This window comes from Frankia sp. Allo2, assembly GCF_000733325.1.
In the GTDB taxonomy this organism is placed as follows: domain Bacteria; phylum Actinomycetota; class Actinomycetes; order Frankiales; family Frankiaceae; genus Frankia; species Frankia casuarinae.
Genome location: NZ_JPHT01000001.1, coordinates 331,067 through 353,704, shown reverse-complemented (window position 1 = coordinate 353,704; position 22,638 = coordinate 331,067). Strand labels below are relative to the sequence as shown.

Below are 22,638 nucleotides of genomic sequence, written 5' to 3'. Positions count from 1 at the left end.
CGGAGGCATCCTTCGTGGCGCCCGCCTCTCGGCGGGGCCGCCCGGGCGTCGGCCCTACTCGGCCGCGCCCAAGTCTGGAACAATGCTCAGCACTTGTGTCAGTGTCGCGACACATACCCGGTCTCTTCTGAGTTGATGCCTTTAGGTATGAAGGAAGACGGCTGGCGACACGTCCTACAGCGTGATCGTAATTGCTACGGCGAGGACGGAGGCCATGGGTAGCCCGCTGGTACCGATCATGCTCATTGTGATGCTGCTGGTGGGTGGGCTGGTCTTCGTCATCCTCAACAACCGGCCCGTCCGGCCCGGGGAGAACCAGCGACGCTCTCGTGGCCTCGACCATCAGCGCCACCGATACGGTACGGTGCCGATCCGTGACAGCTCTGACGCCACCCCGCCCGACGGGATCGTGCCCGGCTTCGCCGAGCCGGCGCCGGTCTCCTCGGCAACCGGTGCGACGGGCAACACGGCGGACAGGTCAGCGGACAGCGCGAGCGGCGTCCCGGACGCAGGCGCGGCATGGGGAGGGGATGTGACCTCGCAGGTTTCCGTCGGCGGCGGTGAAGGCGACCGCGATCCCGACTCCACCGGCTGGACGCCACCGCCCGCCGGTCAGCCGCACCTCGGGCCCGGTGCCTTCGGTGACGAACGGGCGGATGCCACCCGCTACTACGACCCGGCGACCGGCGACTATCCCCTCCCGCCACCCGGGGAACACGCGCCGGCTCCGCGCGGCGCCGAGTCAACCCGAACGGTTGAGGACACGCCGTGGGAGAGCTCCCCCACGGCGACGACCATCCCCGTGGCTCCGCCCGCTCCCCCGAGGGGGCAGACGGGCGATCTCATGGCGATCGAGCCGGAGCAGACGACGGCCGCCGCGCTGCGACTCGCCGCCGCGGGGCGCACCCGCCGGGGCAAACGCGGCGGTCCCAACGAGGACGCGTTCGTCGTCGTCGACGGGCTGCTGGCGGTGTCGGACGGGGTCGGTGGCGAGGCTGCCGGCCAGATCGCGTCCACGCTGACGGTCACCACGGTGGCGGGTTTCCGCCCGCAGTACGCCGAGGATCCGCTCNAGGGCCTGCGCAAGGCCNTGGAACGGGCGAACTGGGTGGTCCGGACCCGGGCTCGAGAGGAGCCGGCCTGGCTCGGCATGGCCTGCACGCTGGACGTCGTCATCCTCGGGCGTCAGCAGAGCACCGGCGAGTACCTCACCGTCGCACACGTGGGCGACAGCTCGGTGTGGTTGCAGCCCGGCAAGGGACGGCCGCGGGCACTGACCACGCCGCACGCGATCCGTAACGGTCCGTTGCTCAACGCCGTCGGGCTCGCTGACGAGATCGAGGCGGACATCTTCAGCGAGCCGGTCCGCGCCGGTGACCGGGTCGTTCTCGCCAGCGACGGCATCACCAAGGTGATGAGCCCGGAACAGCTCGACGGCCTGCTGAGCGCGCTGGGGCCCGAGCCGCCCGAGCGGGCCGCGGACGCGCTCGTCGAAGCGGCCCTGCTGGCCGGTGCCCGGGACGACACCACCATCGTCGTCGCGGATCTGGTGTCCGAACCCGCCGCCCGGTGAGTTCGTCCGGACNCCCGGACACCCGGTCGTCCGGCCCGGTGTCCGGACGTCCTAGATAGACGGGCTGAGACCCGCCGACAGCCGCCCCGAGAAGTCAGGAGACGCGCTGACCGACCGGGCAGTCCAGGGCGCTGGCGCGGGTCAGGCCGTCGACGGACAGCCGGGCGGACAGGCGCACCGGTCCGGACGACTCGGTGAGAATGCCCGTCCAGCCCCCGGCCGCCCGGAAGACGCACGCCGTGCCCCCCGACAGCTGCCAGTAGGGGGTGTAGTGCACGAGCACCGTGGCGACCCCGGGCGCGTGGAAGTCGACCGCGACCGAACTCACCCCCAGTTCGGTGAGCGAGGCCGGTCCCTGCACCAGGCCCGGGGAGTCGGTGACGAGCCACACCTTCCAGTGCGCGTTCTGCCAGGCGAGATCGAGATAAGGCAGACCGGCTCGCAGCAGCCTGGCCTCGGCGACCGCGGAGGGATCCAGCTCGACGTCGGGGAGGGCGACGTAGCGGATGCCGCGGGCGAGCAGCCACTCGTGGTAGGTCTCGGCGTTCAGTGTCCCGTCGTAGAACAGCGCGTTGTACTTGCTGTCGAGCTGGCGCAGCCAGCCGCGGGCCATGGGTACGGACGGGGCGACGAAGCGCGCCTCCCAGTGGGCCCGGGTGAAGGGGATCTCCACCCGCCCGGCCGACACCGGTGCGCCGCGGTCGAGGTAGTCGAGGAGCTCGGTGTAATAGGCCTTCGACCCGGACGGATCGCCGTGGACAAGCAGCGCCCCGTGCACCGGCCCGATCTGCCAGCCGATCAGCGGGATCGCCACGACCGCGAGGACGCGGCGGCGTTCGGCGAGCAACAACGCCGCGGTAGGGCCGGCGAGCAGCGTCGCCGGTCGGGTGATGTTTCCGCCGATCTGGGTGGGCACGAAAAAGAAGACCACTGCCGCGGCCGCCCAGAGCAACAGGCCGTGCCGGATGGGCCGGATGAGCCGGGCGTGCCCGGGCACGACGAGCAGGCCGACCGCGATGAGGGTCAGCAGCGACAGGAAGGTGAGCGCGGGAAAGGGCTGGTACCCGTCCTCGGGAAACGCGAGCGCGACGATGATGCCGGATCCGGCGCCGGCGAACGGGAGCGCCCGGCGCCATCCGATCGTCGGCAGCAACGCGAGGCCGACGAGCAGCACGAAGCCGCCGGCCAACGGAGACGCCAGCGACGACAGGACCGCGCCGATCCAGGTCAGCTTCGTGTGCCGTTCCCGCGCGCCGACCAGCGCCAGAGCACCGAAGGTCATCCCGAGCGCGAACGGCATGCGGCCCACGACGAGGTTCGCCACCGTCGAGACCGCGAACCAGACGAGGACCAGATCATGCCCGGTCCGCCGGCCAGGACCGCGGAGCAACCGGGTCACGATCATCGTCGAGGCGACGCAGGAGATCGCGCCGAGCGGCTGTNCCCCGACAAGCGCACCGAGCGGGGGGAACAGCACACTGTAGCCGGGGATGGTGTGACCGCCGTACCACTGATCATCCCAGAGCACCACTCCGCCGTGCCGGAACAGCCAGACCCGGTACTCCTGGGCGGGGGTGTCCGGACCGGTGATGCCAAGACCGACGCACAGCAGGCAGAGCGCGGCGGTCAGAANCCAGGGCCAGCGGCGAACCGCCACGACGACAGCGAGAACACCCCGCACGAGCGGTCCGCGGTGCCGCGGCGGCTCGAGGGCGATGGAAGGGGTCTGGGGCAGTGTGGCCACGCGAGGCTCCGACCCGGGGTGCCCGGGCCCACCCGTCGCCGGGGCGGTCGACGCCGTCCGCCCCCCCGAGATGGCGTCAGGCGGGGAACCCGGGGTCGCGAGCGTTGTCACCCGCGACCCCCCCACACACCGACGACAGTCCATCCGCCGTCTCCGACCGGTCATCACCCGACAGCTTGCCCCGCGGGCGGCGTCAGGCCGCGCCCGTCCCGTCCGGACCGGGCAGCGGCAGGCCCCGACCGGCCGGCATCCTGGCCCCGACCAGGGTGACCCTGCTGGTCCTCGCCGGTGGCGGCGCCGCGGTCGTGGCCATGATGAGCGAGGGTCGGCTCGGTTCGCGCGATCCGCACACGACCGACCCTTCCTCCTGGTGGGGCATTCTCCCATCGGCGGCCTCGTCGGATACCGCAAGGGGCGTCCTGGCCGGCCTGGCGGCCCTGGGCATCATCACTCTGTGTCTGTGCTGGGGCGGACTTGTGCGCGCGACGATCGCCGGCCGCACCTCCCCGCGGGCCGCCCTCGCGGCGTGGATCGTCTGGAGCCTCCCGTTCGCGGTGGGCCCACCACTGTTCAGCCGGGACATCTACGCCTACGCCGCTCAGGGTGAGCTGGCGAGGCTCGGCCTGGATCCGGCGACACACGGCGTCTCCGCCCTGCTGACCGCCGAGGGCTCGGGCTCGGCGTTCGTCCGGGCCGTTGACCCCCGGTGGTGGAACACCCATGCGCCCTATGGCGGTGCCGCGGTCACCGTGGAGAAGAGCGCCGCGGCCCTCGGCGGCGGGCCGGCCGGGACGGTCGCGCTGCTCAAGATAGTCGCGATCCTCGCAACGATCGCGATGGTCGTCCTGACGCTACGGCTCGCCGGACCGGAGCCGGGCCGACGGGCCCTGGTCATGGTGCTCGTCGCGGCCAATCCGGTCGTCGTCGTGCACCTGATCGGCGGAGCCCACCTCGACGCAACGGCCGCGGCGCTGCTCGTGGCGGCGCTGGTGGTGGACCGCCGACGGCTCGCCTCGGCACCGGCGCCCGGCCCGGAGGGAAGGAGCACGCCGACGGCTCGGCAGGCCGCGCTCGGCGCCGCGGCGACGGCGCTGGTCAGCGTGGCCGGAAGCGTCAAGGCGACCGCCCTCCTCGGCGTCGCCTGGCTGGTGCTGGCGCATCTGCGGGCCGCCCGGTCGGCGCGGCGTCCGATCCGCGCCGGCGCCGTGCTGCTCGCGGCCGATGCCGCCGCGGTCGCGCTCGCCGCGGGGCTGAGCATGGTGGCTGGCGGCTTCGGCCCGACCTGGATCCACGCGTTGTCCACGTCGGGCACCCTGACCACGGGGACCGCACCGGCCTCGATTCTCGCCGCGGCGGTCGACGGGGTCGACGGCATGCTTGGTCCGGTCGGCCGCCATCCGTCCGGCGCCGAAACGCAGCGGGCGACTCGGGCCCTGTGCCTGGCCGGCGCGGCGCTGGTGGTGGCCTGGCTCGCCCTGCGCGCCTGGCGGGACCGGGACGGGTACACCGGCCGTCGGCACGACCTGATCGTGCTCGGCTACGGCGGGCTGGCGGTGGCGCTCGGCAGCCCGGTGCTCTACCCCTGGTACCTCGCGCTGTGCCTGCCGGCACTCGCGGTCGTCGTGGCCCTCGCCCGGTCAACCCCGCCGACGCCCCACCCTGGAACGGCCCGTCCCAGGACGCCGGGGATGCAACCACGCCGCATGAGGCGTCTCGGGGCGGCCGTCGAGCGGATCGTCGGGGGGGTCGGGGGGTGGACCATCGCCCTGGTGGTCGTCACGTCGGCCTGGCTGTGCCTGACGACCCTCGCGCCGCTCGCCGCGACCTGGCGGCTGCTCGGGCGCGTCGAGACGTCCCTGGCCGTCATCGGCTGCGCCGGCCTTGCGGCCGCGGGAACGGTCATCACGCTGGTCGCGATCCGGCGGCGGCACGCCACGCCCACCCGCAGACGGTGACCAGTCCGACGTTGCGGACCACCAGGACCAGGCTCATCATGATCCGTCCCTGGACGACGTCGTTGTACCGCCACGGATAGACGACCTGGGAGAGCACAACGCAGATCAGCAGCAGCGCCACCCACCGCCACGACGGTCCACCGGCCGGGACGGGGGCAGCCGGTCCACCAGCCGGGACGGTCAGGCCGCCGGAGCCGGCGGGCCGGGCCATCGCGATCCAGACCGCGACGAGCGCCATGATCCACACGAGGTACTGCGGGCTGAGCACGCGGGCGGTCACGACCACGACAAGCAGCAGCGCGAGCGTGCGCCCCACGAGCACACCGGCCCGGCCCGCGCCGTCCGCCGCCGCGGGCGGACGCGCCCACCCCCACCACCACAGGGCCGAAATGGCGATCACTACGATCTCGGTCAACGAGCATGCGGTGGCCACGCCGCGGGCCAGCGGGGTGTCGAACTGGAGCGAACCGTAGGAATAGCCGGGTGCCGTTCCATGGCCGAGCATGTGGGCGACGACGAACGGCGTCGCGGCCACCGCCTCCACCTGTAGTCCGCGGGCCTGCTGCGCGCCGAGAAACCCGAACGCGTCCCGCCACCACCCGGTGAGCGCGAACAGCGCCGCGAGCCCCCCGACGGCGCACAGGACGCCGGCGGCAAGACGCAACCAGTCCGGCGAGGGCGCCGGGAATCGACCGGTGGGCCGGCCGGGGGGCGGATCGGGGGGCGGATCGATGGACGCCGACCGACCCGGGGACCGGAGCGGCGGACGGGACAGGGCGATCAGCAGCAGGACCGGCCAGATCTTGAGCAGCGCACCCGCGGCGAGATGAAATCCCGCCCGGCCGAACCGGCCCGCGGCGAGCGCGAGCACGGCCGCGACCGCCGCCGCGGCCGGCAGCAGATCGAAACGGGCCAGCGCCACCGGTCCCAACGCGGTGAGACCCGCCACCCAGAACCCCGCCGCCGGGACCGAGCGACGCACCAGCGCGGCGGTCAGGACGGCGTCGACGGCCACCATCATCCCGACGAACACCGCTCGATAGGGCAATCCCAGATAGGCGTGAGTTACGTCGGGCAACACGAACACAACTGCCGCGCCCGGCGGATACTGCCAACGGTCGTCACCGGTGGGCATCCCCTCGCCGCGACTGAGCCCGCGGCCCCACTCCGCATAGATGTGTAGATCGCCGAGCACGCTCTGCTGCATGCCGAACGCCTGGTCGGTCACCACCAGGGTGACGAGGACGGCACGGCTGACCAGCCACCATGCCCAGAGGCGCCGGGCTGACCGGTCGGGGGTGCCGGCTCCGGGACGAGCGAGCGCGGCCGGCCGTCCGGGTGCGGACAAAGCCGGCCCCCCGGCGCGCCGCGGCACCGGGAGGCGGCTCGACGGGTCCGCGCGCACGCTCGCGACCGTACCCGCAGGTGCCTGGTGGGCGATGGCGCGCCCTGCGCGCACCTGACGGACGGCATCTCCCGTCACCTATTGTTTGCGCCATATCGAGTCACCACCGCGGCGCGCAACGGAGCGCGCCGTGGCCGGCGGACCGGGCGGCGCGTTCGGCGGCGAAGGGTGGCTCGAAACGCGCCGCGGAGGTGCCTGTGATCCTCGGATCCGGCTCAGCATGGGACACGGCCTGCGTTCAACTGGCGAACGCGGCTCGTCATCTGGGCCTTGACGACGGTATGCACGACCTGCTCCGCACGCCCCGCCGGGCGATCACCGTCAGCGTTCCGCTACAGCGCGACGACGGTCAGCTGACCGTGCTGACCGGCTATCGCGTCCAGCACAACCTCGCCCGTGGCCCGGGCAAGGGAGGGATCCGCTTCCACCCAACCACCGACCTCGACGAGGTCAAGGCGCTGGCGATGTGGATGACCTGGAAGTGCGCGCTGATGGGGATCCCCTACGGCGGGGCCAAGGGCGGCATCGCGGTGGAACCGGCGATGCTCTCCCTGCCGGAACGCGAACGCCTGACCCGGCGCTACGCCGCCGAACTCGTCCCGTTGATCGGACCGGAGAAGGACATCCCGGCACCGGATGTGGGCACCGACGAGCAGACCATGGCCTGGATCATGGATACCTACTCGGCGCACACCGGGTACACCACCACCGGTGTGGTAACCGGCAAACCGCTGTCCATCGGCGGTTNCNCCNGNCGGGNCGGGGNGNCCNGCCTGGGGGNGCAGCTTTCGGTGTTCGCCGCGCTGCGCGAGACCGGGCGCGACCCGCACGCGATGACGATCGCGGTCCAGGGCTTCGGCAAGGTGGGGGCGCTCGCGGCCCAGTACCTGCACGACGCCGGTTGCACTGTGGTCGCGGTCTCGGACGTGAAGGGCGGGATCTACAACCCGCAGGGACTCAACCCGGCCGCCCTCATCCGCCATCTCGCCGGCGGCGCGGAGACGGTCGTCGGCTACCCGGGAACCGACACGATCACCANCGACGAGCTCCTGGAGCTCGACGTCGACGTGCTCGTCCCCGCGGCGTTGGAGGGCGTCATCACGGTCGAGAACGTCGACCGGGTCCGCGCGCCGATCATCGTCGAGGGTGCCAACGGCCCGGTGACCGCCGAGGCCGACCAGGTCCTGGACGACCGGGGCGTCCTGGTGGTGCCGGACATCCTCGCCAACGGCGGCGGGGTGGCGGTCTCGTACTTCGAATGGGTGCAGGACATCCAGGCGTATTTCTGGTCCGAGGACGAGGTCAGCGACCGGCTCCGGGCGCTGATGGACCGCGCGTACCGCGAGGTCTCCCTGCTGGCCACGACCCAGAAGATCAGCATGCGCAACGCCGCGCACGTCATCGGGGTCGGCCGGGTGGCCGACGCCCACCGGACCCGGGGTCTGTATCCCTGACCGGCGGTCATGACCGCCGCGCGCGCCCCGGGCGGCGCGGCGGTCGTGCCCCTGGGGCCGGCAGCCCTGGGGCCGTCGCAGCCTGCGCGGCCGCGGCGGCGACCGCCAGCAGCGTGTCGTGATCGTCCGCCGGGACGGACCGGTTGCGGCGCCGATGCCCGCACCGCTCGCAGACGTGCGTGATGACCAGATCGTGCGTACGGCTCTCCACCGCGACCGGCCGCATCACAGCGCCGCACCGCGCCGCCCGGTCGCCGGGGTTGACGTCGACGTGCCGCGACGACAGACAGGACGGGCAGTGGTTGGTGTACCCGTCACCACGCACGGCCGTCGCGCAGACCAGGCAGACGAAGTCCTCGGTGGTGCGGGTGAAGCGCCGGCTCACCGGCCAAGGGTAGGCCACCACACGGCGTGCCCCGCCTGCCCGGAAGTCAATCAGCGCCAACGGTAGCCAATCGGGGCCCTCGGAGCTGGCCGGAACTCGGAGCTGGCCGGAACCGGGTGGGGGCCTCCCGCGAACATCTCATCGTATCCGCGCCGGGCGGCCGGGCCGTGGGCGGGACGTGTGTCGCCGGAGACGCCGAAGATGTCGGACCCACGGGGTGAAATAGTGGGCGGCGCACCATACCGGGCGTGGTACGTCGGCGCACCATCGCGCCCATCGTCCCGGATGCGTCCCGAGGAGGTCCCGCTGTGGAGGCAGCACATCCTCTGCCGCCCGAGAGACTGCCGCCCGAGAAACCGGCGCCCGAGAAACCGGCGCGGGCGGACGTCCCGCCGAACGAACTGTCCGATCGCGATCGTCGCATGTTGCGCTTCGAGCAGGGTTGGTGGCGTCACCCGGGAGCCAAGGAGGAGGCGATCCGGGTCGAGTTCGGACTGTCATCAACACGCTACTACCAGTTGTTGAACCGGCTGATCGATTCGGAAGCCGCGCTGATAGCCGATCCGATGCTGGTCCGCCGGCTGCGCCGGCTGCGGGAGCAACGCCGGGCGGCCCGATCCGGCCGACATGACCGGGCCGAGAGGTAAGACCACGCATGACACATGCCACGAACGCACCGCAGCGGCGTCCCCACCGGTGGCGCCCGGACCGGCTCCACACCCTCGGCGCGGGCGTCGTCGCGGTTCTCGCCGTACTCGCGGGCATCCTGGTGGTCAATCTGCTGAACGGCTCGTCCAACACGGACGGCTCCACCACCCAGGTCGCGGCCCCGACGCGCTCGGCGCGGCCGGGCACGGACCAAGCCGGCGGCGGCCGGACCACTCCGGCCCCGCCGCCGCACCGCGCGGCGGCCCCGGCCCCCGGCCCGAGGGCCACGAAGACGGCGCCGGCGTCCCCGAAACCGACGCCGGCGCCGTCCGCGTCCACCGCGACGAAGCCGCCGGCCCCGCCGGGACCAAAGGCCACAGCCCCGGTGGTCGTCCTGAACAACTCGCGGATCGCCGGACTCGCCGAGGTGGCCGCCAAGCAGGTCGAGTCGGCCGGGTTCCGGGTCGAGCGGGTGGGCAACTACCAGTCGATCTACAACGTCCCGGTGACGACGGTCTTCTACGACGACGCCGACGCCGACGCCGCCCGCGCCCTGAAGGAGGCGATGCCGGGCATCGAGAGCATCGTGCCCCGGTCGAAGACCAGAATCGTCTCCACCGACACACTGATCCTGGTGATCACCCGCGACTTCCCCGCCCATCCGGAAAAATGATCACTTGACCGCCGCGCCGCGCTCCTCACCGGCGCCCGACCACCTCGACCCGTGACCGAGGAAGGCCCAGTGACCGAATCCGCGCCGAACAGCCCNCCCGCCCCCCGCACACCCGCCGGGGGCGCTGGACTCGCCGCCCTGCTCACCGCGCCCGAACGCGCCCTGATCGCCCTCGACTACGACGGCACCCTCGCGCCGATCGTCCCGCGGCCGTCGGACGCCGTCCCGGCGCCGGGGGCGATGGATGCGCTGCGCCGGATCTCCCATGAGATCGGCACCCTCGCCATCATCACCGGACGGCCGGTGGACTCTCTGCTGAAACTGACCGGGCTGGAGAAGATCCCCGACTTCGGGAACCTGATCATCCTTGGCCAGTACGGACTGCAACGCTGGGACTCGGGCAGCCGCGCGATCAGCAGTCCCGAGCCGCTGCCCGGTGTCGCCGCGGTCCGCGCGGCGCTGCCCGAACTGCTCCGCGACGCCCCGGTCGGCACCGCCGTCGAGGACAAGCACCAGGCGCTGGTGGTACACGTGCGGCGCACCGCCGATCCGGACTCGGCGCTCGCCGCGCTCACGCCGGCGTTGACGGCCCTCGCCGAAGACCATGGGATGGAGGCGGCACCGGGCAAGCGAGTGCTGGAGCTGCGTCCGCCCGGGCACGACAAGGGCGGTGCGCTGCGCAGGCTCATCGCGGCCTGCCAGGCGCGCTCGGTGCTGGTCGCCGGGGACGACTACGGCGATCTGCCGGCATTCGAGGCCGTCGACGAGCTACGGGCGGGCGGGCTGCCCGGTATCACCGTGTGCAGCGACAGCCCGGAGGTCCCGGACGTGATCCGCGAACGCGCCGACCTGGTCGTGGGCGGGCCCCCCGGGATGGTCGCCCTGCTGGAGGTGCTGGTCGAGCGGCTCAGCGGCTGACCGCCCGCGCCCTGTTCGCTCATCCCCGCAGGGCGCGCTCAGCCCGCCCGGGGCTCATCCCACCCGCATCAGCCGGTTCGTGTCCGGCGGGTGGTCGTCCTCCCGCAGGCGGATCCACGCCGTCAGGGTGGGCTCGGCGCCACCGCCGTACGGCCGGTTCGGGCCGACCAGCATCTCAATGCCGACGACCCGCCGGTGCGTGTTCGTCAGCGCCACCAACTCGATGATTCATTACTGTACGTGATCTCTCTGGATGGAAAACCTGAGCCAGGGGCATTTCCGTGAGACATCTGTCGCCGATTCGTGAGCCTCCGCCGCCCAAAAATACGATCTTGATGGACCGGCGTACAGGGCTGAGCGGATGGCCTACTCTCCGCAGTGTGCGTCGGATGCCGGGAGCCGAGGAAGACACCCTGCCGCGGCTGTGGCCGACCGGCACCGCGCGGGTGCTGGTCGCCTCCAACCGGGGGCCGGTGGCGTTCGCCGTCGGGGACGACGGGAGGCTGCGAATCCGGCGGGGCGCCGGCGGCCTCGTCAGTGGCCTCAGCCGGGTGGCGGCCGACAACGGTGACGGTCCGATGGCGTGGGTGTGTGCCGCCCTCAGTGACGCCGATCGCCGGGCGGCGCGTTCCGCGCCTGCCGGCCGCCTCGATCTCGCCGGCCACGACACCGACGGCACCGCCGTCCGGATGCTCGACGTCGACCAGGTCGTTTTCGACCGCGCTTACAACGCGGTCGCGAACCGCACGCTCTGGTTCATCCACCACCTGCTCTACGCGCCGGCGTCGCAGCCGGTCTTCGGCCCGGCGTTCCGCCGCGACTGGCAGGCGTACGAGACCTACAACGAGATGTTCGCCCAGGCTCTCGCGCACGAGGCCGCCCCGGGCGCCTCGGTGCTGATCCAGGACTACCACCTGACCCTGGTCGCGGCCCGGCTGCGGGCGCTGCGGGCGGATCTGCGGATCGCCCACTTCAGCCACACTCCCTGGGCACCGCCGGAGTACTTCCGGATTCTCCCGGACGACGTCAGCGAACAGATCCTGCGCGGCATGCTCGGCGCCGACCGGCTCGGGTTCCTCACCGACGCCTGGGCCGACGCGTTCCAGGAATGCTGCCGCGACCTCCTCGGACTGCGGATCGACCGGCGGGCGGTGACCATCGGGACGGCCGGGTCGGGACGGGGAGCCGGGTCGGGACGGGAGGCCGGGCGGCACCGAACGGTGCGGATCGGGGTGCATCCGCTCGGCGTCAGCGCGGACGAGCTGCTTGGCCGGGCCGCCGCCACCGACGTGGCCGCCCGGGCCGCCGAGCTGGTCGACTTGGCCGGCGGGCGGCGGCTCATCGTCCGGGTCGACCGCACCGAGCTGTCCAAGAACATCGTCCGCGGTCTCGACGCCTACCGGGAGCTGCTGCGCACCCGTCCGGAATGGCGCGGCAAGGTGATGCACCTGGTCTGCGCCTACCCGTCACGGCACGATCTGCCGGAGTACCGGGAGTACACCGCCGCGGTGCAGCGCCTGGCCGCGGAGATCGAGGACGAGTTCGCCACGGACACCTGGCTGCCGCTGCGGCTGGAGATCACCGACGACTACCCCCGGTCGATCGCGGCCCTCTCGCTCGCGGAGGTGCTCGTCGTCAACCCGATCCGGGACGGCATGAACCTCGTCGCCAAGGAGGGGCCGATCGTCTCGACCAGGGATGCCGTCCTCGTGCTCTCCCGGGAGGCCGGAGCCTGCGCGGAGATGGGCACGGCGGCGCTGGTCGTCAACCCGTTCGACATCCAGGCGACCGCGCGGGCCCTGCACGCCGCCCTGACGATGCCCGCCCCCGAACGGCGTCGGCGCGCCGAGGAGCTGGCCGCCGTCGCCGGGCGGCTACCGCCCCAGCGCTGGTTCGCTGACCAACTGCACGCCCTCGCCGCCGANCGGTGACCGTCCGGTCTGCCCTGCCGGGGCCGAACGTCGACGCGCGGACCGCGTTCAGACGGCGGCGTTCAGACGGCGGCGGCCGCTCGCACCGCGCTGGCCCAGCCGGCGCCGACCGGGCCCGCCTCGACCGTGACGTTGTCGTACCGCGTCAGCAGGGCGGCGATGTCCGGGTGCCGCACCGCGTTCGCGACCAGGTGCATCCGCCCGACATGGGGAGCCATGGCCAGGTCGCTGGCGGAATCGCCGATGGCGATCGCCTCGGCCGGTGACACCCCGCGCCGCTTGAGGTCGTAGGCGACCGCGTCCCCCTTACCCACACCGTCCGGGACCAGATGGTAGACGTGCGGATTCACCCCAAGATCAGGCATGTGGACCGGCGAGATCAGCCCGTTGTCACGCATGCTCAACCAGGAGAATCCGGTCTCGGTGAGCCAGCCGTCGACCTCCGACACGTCGATCTTCCCGCGAAGCATGACGTCGACCTCCCGGCCGGAGTGCCAGGGGGTGTGCAGCTCCAGCCGCCCGGGGTAGCGCTCGACCATCCGGTCGAGCAGGTACTCCGGTACCTGGTCGAAGTCGGGCGGCATCGCGCCGCGCAGGATCTCGCTGTCGCGCCCCTCGTTCCAGCCGACGATCGCGCCGAGCTCCCCGATGAACCCGTCCGCACCGAAGATCGCCGCGGCCTCGAGAAGCTGCGGACGGGTACGCCCGCTGACCAGAACCAGCGCAATGCCGGCGTCGTGCAGCTCGGCGAGCGCGCGAGCCGGCTCCAGCGTGATCGCTCCCCCCTCCGCCCGGAAGAAACAACCCTTGGGACCGACCATCGTGCCGTCAAGATCGGTATAGACGACGCGGATACTCACTGTTACAGACTCCCTGGCTCTGGCATGATCGGGTCGATCTCCGGGCATGGGGGCACGCGCGGCCGGTAGGAGCGGGCAGGCCCCGCCCGCACCGGTGGGACCACACCGAGAAACCTCCGACCGACCCATATCATGTCCACAACCAGAGGCAACACCGGTGCACGACCACCCGCGCACGGTCTACAGTACGGACAGACAACTTCATCTGGCTCATCCAGAGGGGCAGAGGGAACGGCCCAGCGAAGCCCCGGCAACCACCCGCATCCCGTGCGCGGCAGGTGCTAATTCCGGCCTGGTGGCAGACTGCCCCGGGAAAGATGAGGAGCTTCTTCATGACACTCGCGCCCGAGCGTGCCACCAGTCCCACCCTCGAGGTCGCGAACCCCGCGGTCTCGCTGTCCTGTCGGCACTGCGGCGCCACCTACCCGCTGTCCCCTACGCATGTGTGCGTGGAATGCTTCGCTCCTCTGGAAATCGCCTACGACCCGGACCTGCTGGCTCGTGTGACCCGAGAGTCCATCGAACGTGGTCCGGCGAACCTGTGGCGTTACGTCGGGCTGCTGCCCGCCGGGCATGACCCGGCGCGGCGGGTCTCCCTCGGGGCCGGCTGGACGCCACTGCGCCCGGCCCCGAGGCTCGCCGCGGAGCTGGGGATGAAGACGCTCTATATCAAGGACGACAGCGCCAACCCCACCCACTCCTTCAAGGACCGGGTCGTCTCCGTGGCGCTCACCGCCGCCCGTGAGCTGGGCTTCACCACGGTCGCCTGCGCCTCGACGGGCAACCTCGCGCAGTCGGTGGCGGCGCACGCGGCCGGTGCCGGGCTGCGCTCGGTGGTGCTCGTACCGCACGACCTCGAGGCTGGCAAGACGGTCTCCACCGGGGTGTACGGCGGGACGCTGGTCGCCATCCAGGGCAACTACGACGACGTGAACCGGTTGTGCAGCGAGCTGGCCGGAGAGTACGAATGGGCGTTCGTCAACGTCAACGTCCGCCCCTTCTACGCCGAGGGATCCAAGACGCTCGGCTACGAGGTCGCCGAGCAGCTCGGCTGGCGGCTGCCCGAGCAGGTCGTCGTGCCGATCGCCTCCGGTTCACTGCTAACAAAGATCGACAAGGCCTTCGGTGAGCTCGGCCGGCTCGGCCTGGTCGAGCCGACGCCGTACAGGGTGTTCGGTGCGCAGGCGGCCGGCTGCAACCCGGTGGCCGCCGCGTTCGCCCGCGGCGTCGAGACGGTCGCCCCGGTCCGGCCCGCCACAATCGCCAAGTCGCTGTCGATCGGCAACCCGGCCGACGGCCCCTACGCCCTCGACGTGGCTCGGCGGACCGGCGGGGNTATCACGGACGTGACCGACGAGGAGATCATCGACGGGATCCGGCTGCTCGCCCGCGCCGAGGGCGTCTTCGGCGAGACGGCCGGTGGCGTCACCGTGGCCACCCTGCGCAGGCTGCTGCGCGAGGGGCTGCTCGACCCGGCCGCCGAAACCGTCCTTTACAACACCGGCGATGGGCTGAAGACGCTCGACCCCCTCGTCGAGACGGGCGGACCGACCGCGACGATCAAGCCGTCGCTGCGCGCCTTCGAGGCCGCCGGCCTCGGCGACGACTGACTCGGGCCCGGCACGGCACAGCGCATTCGACGAACTTCGTGGACCACGCCGGACCAACGGAAGGGCCGCGGACGACGGCGGGGTGCCGCGGGGGATCGGCGTCGGGCACGCGGAACCATGGGCCAGCTTGCACTCACCCAGGCCGAGTGCTAAACAAGACCTGGCACTCTCGCCTAGGGAGTGCCAAGGCTGAAACGGCGAGGCTGCCCGATCCGCGCTGTGTCCGAGGTGCATCACCCGGGTCCGGAGCAGGCGGGAGCCGTCCGTCGCGGGCGTCGTTAGGGCCAGGCCATCGAACCTGCCATCCCACTGGGAGGACCCAGAAACCATGCCGAAGATCATTGCCTTCGACGAGGAGGCTCGGCGCGGCCTGGAGCGCGGCATGAACCAGCTGGCCGATGCGGTCAAGGTCACGCTCGGGCCGAAGGGCCGCAACGTCGTGCTGGAGAAGAAGTGGGGCGTCCCCACGATCACCAACGATGGTGTGAGCATCGCCAAGGAGATCGAGCTCGAGGACCCGTACGAGAAGATCGGCGCGGAACTCGTCAAGGAAGTCGCGAAGAAGACCAACGACGTCGCGGGTGACGGCACCACCACCGCCACCATCCTGGCCCAGGCCCTGGTGCGCGAGGGTCTGCGCAACGTGGCCGCCGGCGCCAACCCCCTCGGGCTGAAGAAGGGCATCGAGGTCGCGGTCGAGCGCGTCTCCGAGGAGCTGTCCAAGCAGGCCAAGGAGGTCGAGACCAAGGAGCAGATCGCCTCCACGGCGTCCATCTCCGCGGGTGACTCGGCCATCGGCGGCCTCATCGCCGAGGCGCTCGACAAGGTCGGCAAGGAAGGCGTCGTCACCGTCGAGGAGAGCAACACCTTCGGCCTCGAGCTCGAGCTCACCGAGGGTATGCGCTTCGACAAGGGCTACATCTCGCCGTACTTCGTCACGGACGCGGACCGTCAGGAAGCCGTCCTGGACGACCCGTACATCCTGATCGTCAACAGCAAGATCTCCGCGGTCAAGGACCTGCTCCCGCTGCTGGAGAAGGTCATGCAGACCGGTAAGCCGCTGGCGATCATCGCCGAAGATGTCGAGGGCGAGGCGCTGGCCACCCTGGTCGTCAACAAGATCCGCGGCACCTTCAAGAGCGCCGCGGTGAAGGCCCCCGGCTTCGGTGACCGCCGCAAGGCGATCCTGGGCGACATCGCCATCCTGACCGGTGGTCAGGTCATCTCCGAGGACGTCGGCCTCAAGCTCGAGAGCACCTCGCTCGACCTGCTCGGCCGTGCCCGGAAGATTGTCGTTACCAAGGACGAGACGACCGTCGTCGAGGGTGCCGGCGACCCCGACCAGATCGCCGGTCGGGTCAGCCAGATCCGCAACGAGATCGAGAAGTCGGACTCGGACTACGACCGCGAGAAGCTCCAGGAGCGGCTCGCGAAGCTGGCTGGCGGCGTCGCCGTCATCAAGGTCGGCGCGGCCACCGAGGTCGAGCTCAAGGAGAAGAAGCACCGCATCGAGGACGCGGTGTCCAACGCGAAGGCCGCTGTCGAGGAGGGCATCGTCGCCGGTGGCGGCGTCGCGCTGCTCCAGGCGTCGATCACTGCCTTCGAGAAGTTGGACCTGTCCGGCGACGAGGCGACCGGTGCCAACATCGTCCGGCTCGCGCTCGAGGCGCCCATCAAGCAGATCGCCTTCAACAGCGGTCTCGAGGGCGGCGTCGTGGTCGAGAAGGTCCGCAACCTGCCGACCGGCCACGGCCTGAACGCGGCCACCGGCGAGTACGTCGACCTGATCGGCACCGGCATCATCGACCCGGCCAAGGTCACCCGCTCCGCCCTGCAGAACGCCGCGTCGATCGCCGGCCTGTTCCTCACCACCGAGGCCGTCATCGCCGACAAGCCGGAGAAGAACCCGGCCCCGGCAGTCCCGGGCGGCGGCGGCGACATGGACTTCTAGTCCAGCTCGTCACCCGCTGTACCCTGCACCACCGTCTGGACGAGGGCGGCTCCGGTTCTCCCGGGGCCGCCCTCGTGCGTTCGCCCGTGCATCACGGCCGAAGGCTCCGTGCGGGGAAAGGCTTGCCCCCGCGGACGGGAGGTTCCGCGGGGGCAAGCTCTCTGGCGTGGGAGCCGGGCGCCACTCGGGACGGAGCGAACGCCGGAAGGCACTCCCAAAGACGATCTTTCCAAGAACGCTCTTCTCGGCCGCCATCGACGGCGACCAAATTATCATCGGGTAATCCAAGAGACAAGAGCTTTATATCACTCCTTTTGAACAATTCGAAGGTCGTCTTCGTTAGACTTCGACCTTTTGTCGCGACACGGACAATTAACGCATGCCAGCTTTAGACAGCGGCCACGGCAACAGGCACGATAGCCATCGTGGTTCAGGCCCCCGCACAGCNGCGCTCCCATCGCCCCTCGATGACCGTTCCCACCCCCCCGGTCACCGTGGAAGATCTCGACACGGGCGGGCATGACGACGCTCGGTTCGAACTCCTGGACGGCTTGTGCGTCCTGCGACCATGGCCGACACCGCTGCGGGCCCGCGTCACGGCGCGCCTGGTCCGGATCCTGGCGGACACGGCCACCTCCGGAGCTCATATCCTGCCGGCCGGGATCGGGGTGGAGCTGTCCCCCCGCAGTCTGCTCGTGCCGGACGTCGTGGTGGCGGCGGCGAGTGGTGACACCGGCCGTCGGTTCCGGGACACCCCGTCCCTCGTCATCGAAGTGGCCGACGCCAGCACCCGGCGCTACAACCGCACCCTCAAACTCGATCTCTACCGGCAACGCGGCGTGCCGTCCTGCTGGCTGATCGACCCGGACACCGCCACCATCGAGGCGTACGACCTGGTCGCCGACGCGTACCTCGCCACCCGCACGGTCAGCGGGAAGGAGACCTTCACCGCCACCCAGCCCTTTCCGGTGGCGATCCAGCCGGCCGAGCTGATCGACCCGCCCGACTCGGAGTGATGGCGCGACGCCGACCGCTACCCCGGGAAGCCCGCCGAAGGCCCGTGCGGGGCTAGCAGACGTCGTCGGCGTCGACGATGGTGTAGGCGTAGCCCTGCTCGGCGAGGAATCGCTGGCGGTGCGCCGCGTACTCCTGGTCAAGGGTGTCGCGGGCCACCACCGTGTAGAAGTGCGCCGTGCGGCCGTCGGCCTTGGGCCGCAGCACCCGACCGAGCCGCTGGGCCTCCTCCTGGCGGGAACCGAACGTGCCCGAGACCTGCACGGCCACCCCGGCCTCCGGCAGGTCGATGGAGACATTCGCGACCTTGGAAACGACCAGTGTGGTGATCTCCCCGGTCCGGAACGCCTCGAACAGTCGCTCCCGCTCCCGGTTACGGGTGGAACCCTGGATGACCGGGGCGTCCAACAGTTCCCCGAGCTCGTCGAGCTGGTCGAGATACGCGCCGATCACCAGCACCCGGTCATCGGAGTGCTGGCGGACGAGACGCTCCACCACCGCCCGCTTGCTGCGGGCGGTGGCACACATCCGGTACCGCTCCTCCGGCTCGGCGACGGCGTAGGCCATCCGCTCGTCCTCGGTGAGCGTGACGCGCACCTCGGTGCACTGCGCCGGCGCGATCCAGCCCTGTGCCTCGATCTCCCGCCACGGGGCGTCATACCGCTTCGGCCCGATCAACGAGAAGACGTCGCCCTCCCGGCCGTCCTCCCGGACGAGGGTCGCGGTCAGGCCGAGCCGACGACGGGACTGGATGTCGGCGGTCATCCGGNAGACCGGCGCCGGGAGCAGATGCACCTCGTCGTAGACGATCAGACCCCAGTCCCGGGCCCCGAACAACTCCAGGTGCAGGTATTCGCCCTTACGCCGGGCCGTCATCACCTGGTAGGTGGCGATGGTGACCGGCCGGATCTCCTTGCGCTCCCCGGAGTACTCGCCGATCTCCTCCTCGGTCAGCGAGGTGCGGCGCAGCAGCTCGTGCCGCCACTGCCGGCCGGCGACCGTGTTCGTAACCAGGATCAGCGTGGTCGCCCCGGCCTGGGCCATGGCCGCGGCGCCGACGATGGTCTTCCCGGCGCCCGCAGGCAGCACGACGACCCCCGACCCGCCCTCCCAGAACCCGGCTACCGCGCCCTTCTGGTAGTCGCGCAGCTCCCAGCCGTCCTGGCGCAGGTCGATCCGGTGCGCCTCGCCGTCGACGTAGCCGGCGAGATCCTCCGCCGGCCACCCGAGTTTGAGCAGCACCTGCTTGAGCCGGCCGCGCTCGGAGGGGTGCACGGCGATCGTGTCGTCGTCGATGCGGGAGCCGAGCATCGGCACGACCTTCTTGGCCCGGGCCACCTCGACGAGCACCACCCGGTCGAGAGCACGCAACACCAACCCGTGGGCCGGGTCATTTTCCAGGCGCAGCCGACCGTAGCGATCCATCGTGTCGGCGATGTCGACGAGCAGGGCGTGCGGCACGGCGTAACGGGAGAAGCGAACCAGCGCATCGACAACCTGCTCGGCGTCATGACCGGCGGCCCGGGCGTTCCACAGCGCCAGCGGCGTCACCCGATAGGTGTGCACGTGCTCCGGAGACCGTTCGAGCTCGGCGAACGGAGCGATGGCCGACCGCGCCTCGACAGCACTGGGATGCTCGACCTCGAGCAGCAACGTCTTGTCCGACTGGACGATCAACGGGCCGTCCGTCACCCGCCACCGCCCTTTCCGTCCGCCGTAGGTTCCGCCGTGGGTATCGACCCATCAGTGAACCACCAACACGAGCCGCCCTGCACCGATCGGTGCGGTGCGGGCCACCGGCGTAGCACCGGCACGATCACACCGGCGGCGCGCTGCTCGTTCACCGGCGCCCTTCGACGGTACAGCCGACCACCGACACGGTAACCAGAGGGGCCGAAGCCCGACCGAAACCACCGCGGGTCCCGCGGGCAAGCGGGCACACCGGTACCGGTACAGGTACCGGCCCACCGGCCCACCGGCCCGCCCGGCTCATGGCGGATCGGCGAGATCCTCCGCGGCGGCCGACCAGTCCGCCGCCACCGGCGGTCCGCCGAACGCGTCGTCGATGTCAGCGACGCCGGTCACCCGGTGCAGGACGAAACGACGCGGGCCGGCGCTGAGTTCGTCCCACGCGGTGAGCCAGCCGCCCTCGACGACGGTGGGCCGCACGATCCGGTCGCTCGGCGCACCCTGCTGGTCAACGTAGCCCAGCAGCACCCGGCGCCGGTCCCGGACGGCTCCCTGCAGCAGCACCAGGATCAACGGCGCGGACCGGGTGAGCCCGACCTCGATGCCGGGAACCTCGCCGGCCGCCCGGACCGCCCGCGCGCTGTCGTCGCCCCGGCGGACCAGCCGGACCACGTCGCGCAGCTGGTTGATCCGGGTGTCGGCCACGTCGACCGACGCCGCGCGGGGACGCGCCGGCGTCCGATGGGCGGCGGGCCGGCGCAGCACCACCCGCCCGTCCGGGGCCTCCGCGACCGGGGCGAACCCGGCGTTGCGCAGGCCGGCGAGCATCTCCGCGGTCGGCAGTGGGGAGATGACGATCGTCGGCGCGATCCGGCGCAGCCCCAACGCCTGGGTACGCCGGTTGGCGACCACCTCGGCGAGCAGCGCCGTGTCCTCGCAGCGCAGGTAGCTCGCGGCGGGACCGGCCCGCAACCGGCCGTGCCGCCGGGCGGTGTCGTCGATCAGATAGGTGAGGGCCTGCGGCNCCCCGCCTCGACCGAGACGGACGAGCATCGCGTGGATGTCCTCCGCTACCAGGCCCGAGTCCAGGCCGCGACGCAGCGAGGCCTCGGAGAACCGATAGACGGTGGCCGCGCCCGCGGACTCGACATCCGCCATCCGCGCCAGCTCCGCAGCCACCCGGGGTACCAGCGGGCCCGGGGCAACCGCGGTGAGATCCCCCTGCAGCAGCAGCTCCTCGACCGGCTCGGGCAGCAGCGGCGCAAGCGCGTCGGCGAGCCTGACGCACAGCCCTGGATCACCAGCCGCCGATCGGCTCGGCACGCCCACGTTCCGCGTCGGATCGGCGTTCTCCGCGTCGAGCTGGGCGGCGAGTAACCGACCGACCGTGCTCGGCGCGCCCCGGCCGGTCAGCCCGAGCAGCTCGGCCTCGACGATCGTTCCGTCGATCATCCCGGCGAGCAGCATTCCGCCGCGCCGGGGCGCTCGCCAGGTCAGCAGGGCACGCAACGACTCCGCGGTCGGCACCACCCCTGCGGGCGCCGCGGCCAGCGCCCGCAGGACCTGGGCACGCAGGTCCTGCACGGCCGGCCGCCGCACGTCCAGCGACAGGGGAGCGATCTGCCGGCCCCGTTCGTCCCGCTCGCCGACCAGCCAGGCGGCGGTCGGCGAGCGCAGCCAGCCCTCGACCAGTACGGCCCACCGGGCCGCCACCAGGTCGGTGCCCCAGCGGTCGTAGGCCGTGGTCGGCACGTACTGGACGTCAACCCCCGCGGTCGCGTCAACCAGGCCGGCCGCCGCGGCCAGCTCCACCACGAAGGCCGCGGTCCGCTCGTCAACGTCGAGCAGTTTCGCGGCGGCCCGCAGGTCCCGCACGCTCAACCCGCCGGTGCGCAGCGGAGTGACCGGGCTCGCGCCCCAAGCGTCCAGCAGGGTGGTGACCCACCGGACGAGGGTGTCCGCCGCCAGGGCCGCCACGGCGTCAACCGCCGCCACCCCGACGACCTCTCCCTCGACGGCGGGCGGATGCGGGTGCAGGACCCCGGCCGGATGCTCGCCGCGCACGACCAGCCCAACCTCGCGCGGCAGCTCGACGGTCTCCTCGTCCAATCCGACGAGCAGGCCGCGGGCGAGTAGTTCCTCCACCGGGGTTCGGGCCGCGGACACCCCCAGCAACCGGCCCGCCTCCGTGGTGGCGCCGAGCGCCGGACCCGCGGCCAGCCGGTCCAGCAGCTGCCGCGCCCGGGAGGAGCAGGTCTCGATCCACTCCCGCACCCGATCCGCGTCCGCGAAGGCGTCGCTCAACGCGTCGATCATCGCTTCCCGGACGGCGACCCCGGTCGTCGTCTCGTCGACCGCGCCCCGGGGCACCGGCAGGCCGGCCGCGGTCAGGAGCCGGGCGAGCTGGGACTGCCGGTACGTCGTCAGGCAGGCTCGCACGGGACGGCCGAGCCCCAGCGGGCGCACGCCGAGGAGGTCGACGACCATCCCGGTGACCCGCAGCTCGGCATCGTCGCCCCAGATGAGCCCGAGGTCACGAAGCCGGCCCACCGGCTCGGACACCTCCGAATGCCCGCAGAACCTTGTCAGCTCCGCCAGGGACACCGGCCGGGGAAGGATCGTCAACGCCTCCAGGAGCTCGCAGGCGCCCGTGTCGAGACGTTCCAACGCGCGGGCCACGCTGACCCGGATCTCCAGGCGGGCCGCAAGCACCTCGAAGTCCGGTGGGGGCGGCGTCGCCAGGTCCGGCCGTAGGAGGAAGAGCCGGGTCAACGCCTGATCCGGAAGCGCACGCAACCAGTCCACAAGGGTCACGGGCGCTGTCCTGA

The 22,638-nt window shown here is 71.7% G+C and carries 17 protein-coding genes and 1 riboswitch; of the genes, 10 read left to right on the top strand and 7 right to left on the bottom strand.

Annotated features, from left to right (window positions below):
• Window positions 1-214: 214 nt before the first annotated feature.
• Window positions 215-1,573 (top strand): PP2C family serine/threonine-protein phosphatase, encoded by a 1,359-nt coding sequence (locus ALLO2_RS01465; RefSeq protein WP_035729132.1) that lies wholly within the window; start codon window positions 215-217, stop codon window positions 1,571-1,573.
• A gap of 94 nt (window positions 1,574-1,667) precedes the next feature.
• Here ALLO2_RS01465 and ALLO2_RS01460 read toward each other — a convergent pair whose 3' ends face one another.
• Window positions 1,668-3,317 carry a hypothetical protein gene (locus ALLO2_RS01460; RefSeq protein ID WP_157493230.1) on the bottom strand — a complete coding sequence of 550 codons (1,650 nt, stop codon included), beginning with the start codon at window positions 3,315-3,317 and terminating at the stop codon, window positions 1,668-1,670.
• 266 nt (window positions 3,318-3,583) lie between these two features.
• Here ALLO2_RS01460 and mptB point away from each other — a divergent pair, with 266 nt between their 5' ends.
• Window positions 3,584-5,272, top strand: a complete 1,689-nt coding sequence (gene mptB, locus ALLO2_RS01455; protein ID WP_023840662.1) for a polyprenol phosphomannose-dependent alpha 1,6 mannosyltransferase MptB — start codon at window positions 3,584-3,586, stop codon at window positions 5,270-5,272.
• Here mptB and ALLO2_RS01450 read toward each other — a convergent pair.
• Window positions 5,220-6,731, bottom strand: a complete 1,512-nt coding sequence (locus ALLO2_RS01450; protein WP_232234817.1) for a glycosyltransferase 87 family protein — start codon at window positions 6,729-6,731, stop codon at window positions 5,220-5,222. The two genes, mptB and ALLO2_RS01450, sit on opposite strands and share 53 nt — an antisense overlap.
• A 143-nt stretch (window positions 6,732-6,874) precedes the next feature.
• Between ALLO2_RS01450 and ALLO2_RS01445 the strand changes: the two genes are divergently transcribed.
• Window positions 6,875-8,131, top strand: coding sequence for a Glu/Leu/Phe/Val dehydrogenase (locus ALLO2_RS01445; protein WP_035729126.1), 1,257 nt, complete (start codon window positions 6,875-6,877; stop codon window positions 8,129-8,131).
• A 7-nt stretch (window positions 8,132-8,138) separates the two neighbouring features.
• Here the strand turns inward: ALLO2_RS01445 and ALLO2_RS01440 are convergent, their stop codons facing one another.
• The gene (locus ALLO2_RS01440; RefSeq protein ID WP_049761025.1) at window positions 8,139-8,516 is read right to left on the bottom strand and encodes an RNHCP domain-containing protein; all 378 of its coding nucleotides are present in this window, start codon (window positions 8,514-8,516) and stop codon (window positions 8,139-8,141) included.
• Between the two features lie 308 nt (window positions 8,517-8,824).
• Between ALLO2_RS01440 and ALLO2_RS01435 the strand changes: the two genes are divergently transcribed.
• The 3 genes from ALLO2_RS01435 (at window position 8,825) to otsB (ending at window position 10,755) form a co-directional block, all read left to right on the top strand.
• Window positions 8,825-9,163, top strand: a complete 339-nt coding sequence (locus ALLO2_RS01435; RefSeq protein ID WP_023840660.1) for a DUF3263 domain-containing protein — start codon at window positions 8,825-8,827, stop codon at window positions 9,161-9,163.
• 8 nt (window positions 9,164-9,171) lie between these two features.
• A complete protein-coding gene (locus ALLO2_RS01430) occupies window positions 9,172-9,837 on the top strand; it encodes a LytR C-terminal domain-containing protein (protein WP_023840659.1) in 666 nt (221 codons plus the stop codon).
• Window positions 9,838-9,906: 69 nt separating this feature from the next.
• The gene (gene otsB / locus ALLO2_RS01425; RefSeq protein ID WP_023840658.1) at window positions 9,907-10,755 is read left to right on the top strand and encodes a trehalose-phosphatase; all 849 of its coding nucleotides are present in this window, start codon (window positions 9,907-9,909) and stop codon (window positions 10,753-10,755) included.
• A gap of 54 nt (window positions 10,756-10,809) precedes the next feature.
• Here the strand turns inward: otsB and ALLO2_RS25300 are convergent, their stop codons facing one another.
• Window positions 10,810-10,971, bottom strand: coding sequence for a hypothetical protein (locus ALLO2_RS25300; protein ID WP_023840657.1), 162 nt, complete (start codon window positions 10,969-10,971; stop codon window positions 10,810-10,812).
• Window positions 10,972-11,144: 173 nt separating this feature from the next.
• On the opposite strand from ALLO2_RS25300, the gene ALLO2_RS01420 reads away from it, so the two are divergent.
• The gene (locus ALLO2_RS01420) at window positions 11,145-12,686 is read left to right on the top strand and encodes a trehalose-6-phosphate synthase (RefSeq protein WP_051874767.1); all 1,542 of its coding nucleotides are present in this window, start codon (window positions 11,145-11,147) and stop codon (window positions 12,684-12,686) included.
• 62 nt (window positions 12,687-12,748) lie between these two features.
• Here ALLO2_RS01420 and ALLO2_RS01415 read toward each other — a convergent pair whose 3' ends face one another.
• Window positions 12,749-13,546: an HAD family hydrolase gene (locus tag ALLO2_RS01415; protein WP_011438750.1), complete on the bottom strand. Its 798-nt coding sequence runs from the start codon at window positions 13,544-13,546 to the stop codon at window positions 12,749-12,751.
• Window positions 13,547-13,753: 207 nt separating this feature from the next.
• Window positions 13,754-13,870, top strand: a riboswitch (SAM riboswitch).
• Window positions 13,871-13,878: 8 nt separating this feature from the next.
• Between ALLO2_RS01415 and thrC the strand changes: the two genes are divergently transcribed.
• The 3 genes from thrC (at window position 13,879) to ALLO2_RS01400 (ending at window position 18,123) form a co-directional block, all read left to right on the top strand.
• A complete protein-coding gene (gene thrC, locus ALLO2_RS01410) occupies window positions 13,879-15,156 on the top strand; it encodes a threonine synthase (RefSeq protein WP_035729124.1) in 1,278 nt (425 codons plus the stop codon).
• Between the two features lie 328 nt (window positions 15,157-15,484).
• Window positions 15,485-17,107 (top strand): chaperonin GroEL, encoded by a 1,623-nt coding sequence (gene groL / locus ALLO2_RS01405; protein WP_011438752.1) that lies wholly within the window; start codon window positions 15,485-15,487, stop codon window positions 17,105-17,107.
• A gap of 467 nt (window positions 17,108-17,574) precedes the next feature.
• A complete protein-coding gene (locus tag ALLO2_RS01400; protein ID WP_011438753.1) occupies window positions 17,575-18,123 on the top strand; it encodes a Uma2 family endonuclease in 549 nt (182 codons plus the stop codon).
• A 52-nt stretch (window positions 18,124-18,175) separates the two neighbouring features.
• On the opposite strand, the gene ALLO2_RS01395 is transcribed toward ALLO2_RS01400, so the two are convergent.
• Both ALLO2_RS01395 and ALLO2_RS01390 read right to left on the bottom strand, forming a co-directional pair.
• Complete coding sequence (locus ALLO2_RS01395) at window positions 18,176-19,813, bottom strand: DNA repair helicase XPB (protein WP_035729122.1); 1,638 nt, start codon at window positions 19,811-19,813, stop codon at window positions 18,176-18,178.
• 297 nt (window positions 19,814-20,110) lie between these two features.
• Window positions 20,111-22,624: a helicase-associated domain-containing protein gene (locus tag ALLO2_RS01390; RefSeq protein ID WP_035729120.1), complete on the bottom strand. Its 2,514-nt coding sequence runs from the start codon at window positions 22,622-22,624 to the stop codon at window positions 20,111-20,113.
• Window positions 22,625-22,638: the final 14 nt, after the last annotated feature.

Excerpts from the sequence above, each read along its gene's own strand:
- ALLO2_RS01430 (WP_023840659.1), top strand. The coding sequence starts at position 9,172 with ATGACACATGCCACGAACGCACCGCAGCGGCGTCCCCACCGGTGGCGC.
- groL (WP_011438752.1), top strand. The coding sequence starts at position 15,485 with ATGCCGAAGATCATTGCCTTCGACGAGGAGGCTCGGCGCGGCCTGGAG.
- ALLO2_RS01400 (WP_011438753.1), top strand. The coding sequence starts at position 17,575 with ATGACCGTTCCCACCCCCCCGGTCACCGTGGAAGATCTCGACACGGGC.